The organism is Streptomyces hilarionis (assembly GCF_024539675.1).
GTDB classification, from domain to species: Bacteria; Actinomycetota; Actinomycetes; order Streptomycetales; family Streptomycetaceae; genus Streptomyces; species Streptomyces hilarionis.
The window spans coordinates 1-8823 of sequence record NZ_JAHHIT010000238.1 but is presented as its reverse complement, the minus strand read 5'-3'; the positions used below and the strand labels follow the sequence as shown (position 1 = coordinate 8823).

Annotated in this window: 5 protein-coding genes; 4 read left to right on the top strand and 1 reads right to left on the bottom strand. The window is 71.7% G+C overall.

Annotation, left to right across the window (positions count from 1 at the left end; all coding sequences use genetic code 11):
- Positions 1-164 precede the first annotated feature (164 nt).
- The gene (locus KMS84_RS36260; RefSeq protein WP_256920795.1) at positions 165-1610 is read left to right on the top strand and encodes an aldehyde dehydrogenase family protein; all 1446 of its coding nucleotides are present in this window, start codon (positions 165-167) and stop codon (positions 1608-1610) included.
- A gap of 101 nt (positions 1611-1711) precedes the next feature.
- Here the strand turns inward: KMS84_RS36260 and KMS84_RS36255 are convergent, their stop codons facing one another.
- Entirely contained in the window at positions 1712-4570 is a 2859-nt protein-coding gene (locus tag KMS84_RS36255) for a glycoside hydrolase family 3 C-terminal domain-containing protein (protein WP_256920794.1), read from the bottom strand.
- A 344-nt stretch (positions 4571-4914) separates the two neighbouring features.
- On the opposite strand from KMS84_RS36255, the gene KMS84_RS36250 reads away from it, so the two are divergent.
- Genes KMS84_RS36250 through KMS84_RS36240 form a run of 3 tightly spaced genes read left to right on the top strand, consistent with a single transcriptional unit; the run spans position 4915 to position 8619 of the window.
- Positions 4915-6615, top strand: coding sequence for an extracellular solute-binding protein (locus KMS84_RS36250; RefSeq protein ID WP_256920793.1), 1701 nt, complete (start codon positions 4915-4917; stop codon positions 6613-6615).
- Positions 6616-6640: 25 nt separating this feature from the next.
- A complete protein-coding gene (locus tag KMS84_RS36245; protein ID WP_256920792.1) occupies positions 6641-7675 on the top strand; it encodes an ABC transporter permease in 1035 nt (344 codons plus the stop codon).
- Positions 7672-8619, top strand: a complete 948-nt coding sequence (locus tag KMS84_RS36240) for a carbohydrate ABC transporter permease (protein WP_256920791.1) — start codon at positions 7672-7674, stop codon at positions 8617-8619. Before KMS84_RS36245 ends, KMS84_RS36240 begins: the two co-directional genes overlap by 4 nt.
- Positions 8620-8823: the final 204 nt, after the last annotated feature.

Here is an 8823-nt window from a genome sequence, read left to right as displayed (position 1 = left end):
GGAGCGGGGGTGTCCGGCGCGGGGGCGGGGCGACCGCGCCAAACCGGCGCACACCCGCCGTCCACCCGTACGACTCGGACAAGCGCTCCCTCGGCGTTCCGCCCCTACCGTGGAGCACGCACACCCCTTTGACACCCCCCAAGCGGAAGGGCCGGGACCCGCATATGACTTCCCTCCACGCCTTCTGGCTCGCCGGCCGCCAGGTCACCGGCGAGGACAGCTTCGACGTCACCTCCCCCTGGGACGGCCGCCTCGTCGCCCGGGTCGGCGTGCCGACGGACGCCCAGGTCGAGGAGGCCGTGGCCGCCGCGTACGCCGTGCGGGACGAGTTCGCCGCCACCCCCGCCCACGTGCGCGCCGCCGCCCTCGACCACGTCAGCAAGCGGCTCGCCGAGCGCACCGAGGAGATCGCCCGGCTGATCTCCGCGGAGAACGGCAAGCCCGTCAAGTGGGCGCGGGGCGAGGTCGGCCGGGCCGTGTCGGTCTTCCGGTTCGCGGCCGAGGAGGCCCGGCGCTTCAACGGCGGCGAGGCCCAGCGCCTGGACACCGACCTCGGCGGTCAGGGGCGGCTCGCCCTCACCCGGCGCTTCCCCAAGGGCGTCGTCCTCGGCATCGCGCCGTTCAACTTCCCGCTGAACCTGTGCGCCCACAAGATCGCCCCGGCCATCGCGGCCGGCGTGCCGATCATCCTCAAGCCCGCCCCGGCGACCCCGCTGTCCGGCCTGATCCTCGGCGACCTCCTCGCCGAGACGGAGCTGCCGGCCGGTTCCTGGTCGATCCTGCCGGTCGCCAACGACCGCATGCCCGCCCTCGTCCAGGACGAGCGCCTGCCGGTCATCTCGTTCACGGGCTCCGAGCAGGTCGGTTACGCGATCATGGACTCGGTGCCGCGCAAGCACTGCACGCTGGAGCTGGGCGGCAACGGGGCGGCCGTGGTCCTCGCCGACTACGCCTCCGACGCCGACCTCGACTGGGCCGCCGCCCGCATCGCGACCTTCTCCAACTACCAGGGCGGCCAGTCCTGCATCTCGGTGCAGCGGGTCATCGCCGACGCCTCCGTGTACGACCGGCTGCTGCCGCGCATCGTCAAGGCCGTCGAGTCCCAGGTCACGGGCGACCCCTCGGACGACGCCACCGACGTCGGCCCGCTGGTCAGCGAGGCCGCCGCGCAGCGTGTCGAGGCCTGGGTGGACGAGGCCGTCGCCGCGGGCGCCAAGCTCCTCACCGGCGGCACGCGCGAGGGCGCCTCCTACGCGCCGACCGTCCTCACCGAGGTGCCCTCGCACACCACGCTCGCCCGCGAGGAGGTCTTCGGGCCGGTGCTCACGGTGCAGCGGGTGGACGGCGAGGCCGAGGCCTTCGCGGCCGTCAACTCCTCCAAGTACGGCCTCCAGGCGGGCGTGTTCACCCACGACCTCCAGGTCGCCTTCCGCGCCCACCGGGCGCTGGAGGTCGGCGGCGTCGTGATCGGCGACGTGCCCTCCTACCGCGCCGACCAGATGCCGTACGGCGGCGCCAAGCAGTCCGGGGTGGGCCGCGAGGGCGTCAGGTTCGCCATGGACGACTACACCTACGAGCGGGTGCTGGTCCTGACGGGCCTCGCGCTCTAGGCGACCCGCCGCCTGGGAAGCATGTCCCACAGCCTGCCCGAAGGGGCCCGGCGCCGCCGCTTTCCGGCGCCGGGCCCCTTCGCGTCGGCGTCCGCGGACCCTCAGCCGCGGAAGCCGACGTGCGCGAGCCGCAGCGGGCCGCGCAGTCCGATGCGCAGGTCGCGCACGCCGTCGGCGACGAAGGCGGCCTCGAGGCCGACGTAGTCGTGAGGACCGGCCGTGGGCGTGCCGAGGGTGAGCACGGCCCGGGCGCCGCCCCCCGGCGACGACAGCTCGACCGTGCCCCGCCCGGCCACCGTGACCGTCACGCCCGTCGTGCCGGGCCCGAAGTCGCAGGCCCGGTAGACCAGTTCGCCCGTGCCGTCGGCGGCCGGCGTCATCGCGTCGCCGGACGTCCTGGTGACGTCGACGATCTCGCAGCCGCTCTGCTCGTCGAAGTCGACGGCCGCCAGACCGGCGCCCAGGACCTCGCGCGGGCTCGGCGGCTCGCCGTCGAGCGTGACGGTCCCGCGCAGCCGGACGTCCTCGCTGGACGCGCCGACCAGGAGGTCGTAGGGGCCGGACTCCAGCCGCCACCGGCCGTGCGCCACGTCCCAGAAGGCGAACGCGGACAGCGGGACCTCGAGGAACAGCCTGGTCCGCTCGCCGGGCGCGAGCCGCACCCGGCGATGGCCGAGCAGCTCGCGGCGCGGCCGGACCACCGAGGGGTCCACGGCGCGGCCGTAGAGCTGGGCGACCTCGTCGGCGGCCGTCGCCCCGGCGTTGGCGACCGTGAACGCCACGTGCACCGCCCCGTCCTCGACGCGCAGCGACAGGTCGGCGTAGGAGAACGACGCGTACGACAGGCCGTGCCCGAAGGGGAAGAGCGGCGTGCCCTCGAAGTACAGGTACGTCTGACGGGCGCCGATCACGTCGTAGTCGAGCAGGTCGGGCAGGTCGCCGTCGTCGGCGTACCAGGTCTGCGGGAGACGGCCGGCGGGGGAGACGTCGCCCGCAAGGACCCGCGCCAGGGCCGTGCCCGCGGCCTGGCCGCCGTGCGCCGTCCACAGCGCGGCGGACAGCTGCCCCGGCTCGAACGCGTACGGGTACGCCGACACCAGGGCCAGCACCGTGCGCCGGTTCGCCGTCCGGGCCGCCGTCAGCAGCCGCTCCTGGTGGGCCGGCAGCCGCAGCGTCGTACGGTCCTCGGTCTCGCGGCCGTTGATGTGCGGGTCGTTGCCCGCCACCACCACGACGACGTCGGCCGCGGCGGCCGCCCGCGCCACGGCGTCCTCGCCGCGCTGGACCAGGACGAGCTCGAAGACCTCGGGATCCGCCTCGGCGGTTTCCCCGCCCGCCCCGGCAACCCGCACGCCGTCGGCGGCGACACGGACATGGCGACCCGTGCCCACGTGCAGCAGGAGGTGACCGTTGCCATGCGGTTCGAGGCGGAACGTCTCCTGCACGATCCAGCCGCCGGGCTGGTCGGCGGAGGCGCGCAGCCGGCCGTCCTCGGCCACCGACAGATAGCGGCCGTCGGGGGCGCGCAGCGTCAGCAGGCCCTCGCCCCATTCGACGAGCGCGAGCTCCGTGCCGTCGACGTCCGCGGTGAGCGGCGGGAGGTCGGTGCGGCCGGCCAGGAGCGCCGGGTCCAGCGCGCCCTCGGCGCCCCGCGCCCCGGCCGTCGCCTCCGGGGCGTCGGGGACCTTCAGGAACGTTCCGGCGCTCGTGCGCAGCAGCACCCGGTCCACGCCCTCGGCGAACGTGACCCGCTCGGCCCCGAACCGCTCGTACAGCCCCTCCAGGGGGGTGGAGCGGTGGATCAGCGTGCCGCTGTACCAGTCGAGCTTGCACTCGTCGGCGAGCAGACCGACCACCGCGATCCGGGCGTCGGCGGCCAGCGGCAGCACGCCGTCGTTGCGCAGCAGGACGATCGCCCGCTCGGCGGCCTCCTGGGCGAGGGCGCGGTGGGCCGGGGTGTCGAACGCGCCGGTGTCCGCGTGCGGGTCGTGGCGCGGGTCGAACTCGCCCAGGCGGAACCGGACCGACAGCTGACGGCGTACGGCCGCGTCCACGTCCGCCTCCGTCAGCAGGCCGCGCTCCAGGGCGCCCGTGACCCGGGCCGTGATCGTCGTGCCGTCGGTGCCGTGGTCGGTGAAGCTGTCCACCCCGGCCACCAGCGCCGCCGCCGTCGCCTCCTCGTGGGTGTCGAAGTAGTGCTCGGAGTCGACCAGGTTGGAGGGGGCGCCCGCGTCCGAGCAGACCAGCAGGTCGTCGTCGGTCCAGGTGCGCAGGTGCTCGCGCAGGTAGGGCGACACGTGGTTGGGGCGCCCGTTGACCAGGTTGTACGCGGGCATCACGCCGGCCACTGCGCCCGCCCGGACGGTGTCGCGGAAGGCGCGCAGGTCGTACTCGTGCAGGACGCGCGGACGCACCGACGACGAGGTGACGTCCCGGCCCGTCTCGTTGTTGTGGGCCAGCCAGTGCTTGAGGACCGGAGCCGTGCGCCAGTACGTGGGGTGGTCGCCGCGCAGCCCGCGCGTGTAGGCGGTGGCGATGGCCGAGGTGAGCTTCGGGTCCTCGGAGTAGCCCTCCTCGTTGCGGCCCCACAGGGGGTGGCGCAGCAGGTTGACGGTGGGCGACCAGACGTTGAGGCCGACGCGCTCGTCGCGGGCGCGCATCGCCCGGACCTCCCGGGACACCGCCTCGCCCACCCGGCGCACGAGGTCGGGGTCCCAGGTCGCGGCCAGGCCGACGGCCTGCGGGAAGACGGTGGCCGGGCCCATCCACGCGACGCCGTGCAGGGCCTCCTGTCCGGTGCGGAACGCGGCGATGCCGAGCCGCTCGACGGCGGGCGCGAACTGGTGGAGGAAGGACACCTTCTCCTGCGGCGTCAGCCGGGACAGCAGGTCGTCGATGCGCTTCGCGAACGGCAGCTGCGGATCGCGGAAAGGCGGCGTGGGCGGCGGGTGTGCGGTCACGGTGGGCATCCCTTTGCGATGGGCCGGGCAGGCTCTTTCGAAGCGCTTCGATGCTCATTCGACGAGAGGGCGGGTGTCAAGAGAACCTCACGCTGATTTCAAGCAGGCCATACCCACATGTCACTCCTGACGCCTCGGAGGAATCTTGGGAACGACCCTTGTGCACCCCCGAGTGTTCACCTAGCCTCGCAGCAACATCGAAGCGCTTCGACTCGGTTCGACGCCGTGGGACGTTGCCGGTCGCTGTCGGTCGAAGGGTCGCTTCAGCTCAGCCAGTTCCACTCGAGACACCGCAGCCGACGGCCACCGCCGGGTGTCCTGGTGCGCCACGAAGGGTTGACGCAATGACGCCGAACGCCGCTTCCCCCTCTTCAGGTCCCTCCGGGCCCAGCCGGAGAAGCTTCCTCGCCTCCACGGCGGTCGCCACCGCAGCGGTGGCCGGAGGGATGCCGCTGCTCTCCGCCTGCGGCGGCTCGGACAGCGGCTCGCGCGAGGGCACCACGTCGGGCAAGGACGCGAAGAAGATCCTCCCGGCGTACGTGGCGAGCAACGTGGTGACGCCCGACATCCCGGCCAAGAACGGCTCGGCGATGGGCTTCACCGGCAAGCTGGACCTCACCACGCTCAAGACCTCGGTGCCCGAGAAACTCGGCAAGGGCGGCAAGGTCACCGTCATGTCGCCGTTCTGGGGATCCCCGCCCAAGGCCGGCAACCCCTACTACCAGGGGATGAACTCGCTCATCGGCGTCGACGTCGTCTGGCAGAACCAGGACGGCAACACCTACGACCAGAAGCTCGGCGCCGTCCTCGCCTCCAGCGACGTGCCGGACGTGGTGGTCGTCCCCGGCTGGAACATGACCGGCCGGATACCCAGCGCGATCATCAGCAAGTTCGCCGACCTCGGCCCCTACCTCTCCGGGGACGCCGTCAAGGAGTACCCGAACCTCGCCGCGATCCCCACCGACGCCTGGCAGCGGTCCATCTTCGGCGGGAAGCTGCTCGGCCTGCCGCAGCCTGCGCCGTACGTGACCGGCATCGTGCCGCTGTACCGCAAGGACATCTTCGACAAGCAGGGGTACACCGTCCCGCGCTCCGCGGACGAGTTCATGGCGCTGGCCAAGGAGATCACCGACGCCAAGGCCAAGCGGTGGGCCTGTCTGGACATGAAGTGGACCGCCTGGCAGATGTTCGGGGTGTTCTCCGGCAGCGAGAAGCCCCTCGGCTGGAACCTCGTCGACGGCAAGCTCGTCAACCGCGTCGAGACCGACGAGTACCTGGAAGCGCTGGAGTGGACCCGCAAGCTCTTCGCCGCCGGGGTCGTGCACCCCGACGCCAAGCTGGGCAAGACGGCCCCCGACCCCGGCCCCAAGTTCGCGGCCGGCGAGTTCCTGATCTACGCCAACAACATCAGCCAGTGGTGGGGCCGCACCGCCGAACAGGCCACGCAGAACCCCGAGTTCAAGATCTGGGGCATGGACGTCTTCGCACACGACGGCGGCGACCCCCATCTCTGGGCCGAACAGCCCGCCGGCATCTTCGCCTTCGTCAACAAGAAGGCGTCCGAGTCGGTCATCCGTGACGTGCTGGCCGTCGCCAACGTCACCGCCGCTCCGTACGGCACCAAGGAGTACATGATGACCAACTACGGTGTGGAGGGCACCGACTACACCGTCAAGGACGGCGTCCCGGTCAAGACCGACAAGGGCAACAACGAGGTGTCGAACGCGTACGTCATGGTCGCGAGCCCCGCCGCGACCATCGCGCACCCCGATTTCCCCGCGGTCGCCAAGGCCCAGGTCGAGTGGCAGCAGCACGCGGGCGCCTTCACCAAGAAGTCCTCCTTCTACGGCATGCAGATCACGGAGCCGGCCCGCTACACCAACCTCTCCGACGGCTTCGAGCAGCTCGAGGACGACATCACCCGGGGCCGCAAGAAGATCAGCGACATGCAGCAGGCCGTCTCCGACTGGAAGAGCAAGGGCGGCGACAAACTGCGCGACTGGTACCAGAAGCTGCTCGACGACAACGGCACGGCGGCGAGCTGACCGGCAGCGAGGCAAGGAGAACGCCGTGGCCCACAGCACGGTGCCTCGGAACGAGGCCGAGGCGGACGAGACGGCGGGCACACCGGCGGCGCCCGGTGGCGAAGCGGACGCCCCGCGACAACCCCCCTCGGGGAAACTGAGCCTGCGTCTGAGGTTCCGGCGCGACCGGGTCCTGCTCCTGATGACCCTGCCGGCCGTCCTCCTCGTCCTGGTCTTCAGCTACCTGCCGATCCTCGGCAACGTCGTCGCCTTCCAGGACTACGACCCCTACGTCAGCGACAACGGGATCGTCTCGATCCTGCACAGCCCCTGGGTCGGGTTCGACAACTTCCAGCGGATCTTCGCGGACTCGGCGTTCTGGGACGCGGTCCGCAACACCCTGGTGCTGTTCAGCCTCCAGCTGGTGCTGTACTTCCCCATCCCGATCATGCTCGCGCTGCTCATCAACAGCGTGGTCAGACCGAAGGTGCGGGCCCTCTCGCAGGCGATCCTCTACTTGCCCCACTTCTTCTCCTGGGTCCTGGTCATCGCCGTCTTCCAGCAGTTGTTCGGCGGCGCGGGCCTGCTCTCCCAACTGCTGCGACAGCACGGCTACGACGGCCTCGACATCATGACCGACCCGGGGACCTTCAAGTTCCTGATCACCGCGGAGAGCGTGTGGAAGGACGCGGGGTGGGGGATCATCGTCTTCCTCGCGGCCCTGGCCTCCGTCCCGACCGACCTGTACGAGGCCGCGGCGATGGACGGCGCCGGCCGCTGGCGCCGCATGTGGCACGTGACGCTCCCGGCCCTGCGCCCGGTGATCGCGCTGCTGCTGGTGCTGAGGGTCGGTGACGCGCTGACGGTGGGGTTCGAACAGATCCTGCTGCAACGCGACGCGGTGGGACCGGGCGCGTCCGAGGTCCTCGACACCTTCGTCTGGTGGAACGGTGTGCGCAACCAGGACTTCGGCTACGCGGCCGCCGCCGGTCTGGTCAAGGGCGTTGTCAGCCTCGGGCTGGTCCTCGCCGCGAACAAGGTGGCCCATCTCATGGGCGAGCAGGGGGTGTACACGAAGTGAGCGCGACTCTGGAGAAGCCGGCGCGCAAACCGGCCGGCGCGCGCGGGTTGTGGTCCGCCCCGCCCCGGCCGTCCTGGGAGGAGGAGCCCGGCGGGGCGGGCCTCGCGGGCAAGGCCCTCGTCCTGTCGCTGGCCTGTCTGGGGATCCTTTTCCCCATCTGGATCGTGGTCGTCACCAGCCTCTCCTCCCGCAAGACGATCGACGAGGCGGGCGGCCTGGTGATGATCCCCAGGGGCGTCACCTTCGTCGCCTACCGGGAGCTGCTGAGCGGCGGGCAGGTGACCCGGGCGGCGGTGATCAGCGTCCTGATCACGCTGGTCGGCACGCTGTTCTCGATGGCGGTGTCGGTGCTGTGCGCCTACGGACTGTCCCGGACCGGGTCGCTGGGCCATCGCTGGCTGCTCCTGGCCCTGCTCGCCACGATGTTCTTCAGCGCCGGCCTCATCCCGACGTACCTGCTGGTGCAGTCGCTCGGTCTGACGGACAGCTATCTCGCGCTGATCCTGCCGAGCGCGATCAGCGTCTTCAACATCCTGGTCCTGCGCGGCTTCTTCATGGGCATCTCGCAGGAACTCGTCGACAGCGCCCGCATCGACGGGGCCGGCGACTTCAGGATCCTGTGGCAGATCGTCATGCCGCTGTCGCGAGCGGTCCTCGCGGTGATCACCCTGTTCTACGCCGTCGGGTACTGGAGCGCGTGGTTCAACGCCTCGCTCTACCTGAACGACCAGGACATGATGCCGCTGCAGAACGTGATGATCCAGCTCGTCCAGAAGCAGGAGGCGCCGGTCGGCCTCGGCCAGGCCATCAAGACCGGTCAACTGTCCGGGCTGGCCGTTCAGATGGCGGTGATGGTGATGGCCCTGCTGCCGGTCGCGGTGCTGTCGCCGTTCGTCCAGAAGCACTTCAAGAAGGGCATGCTGACGGGGGCGGTCAAGGGGTAGGCCCCGGCCGGGGGTACGCCTTCGCCGGACGACGCCGTCGGCCCCCGAACCTTCCCCCGGACCGGCCCCCGATCCGGTCGCCCACCCGGTCGCCGAGCCGGCCGACGGCCGTCGGTCCGCGCCGGCGCCGCCCGAGCGCGCCCCGGCCCGCAGCGACAGGGCGCCCCCGCCCGCCCGCAAGGGCGGGGAGCCCCCGCCGCGGGC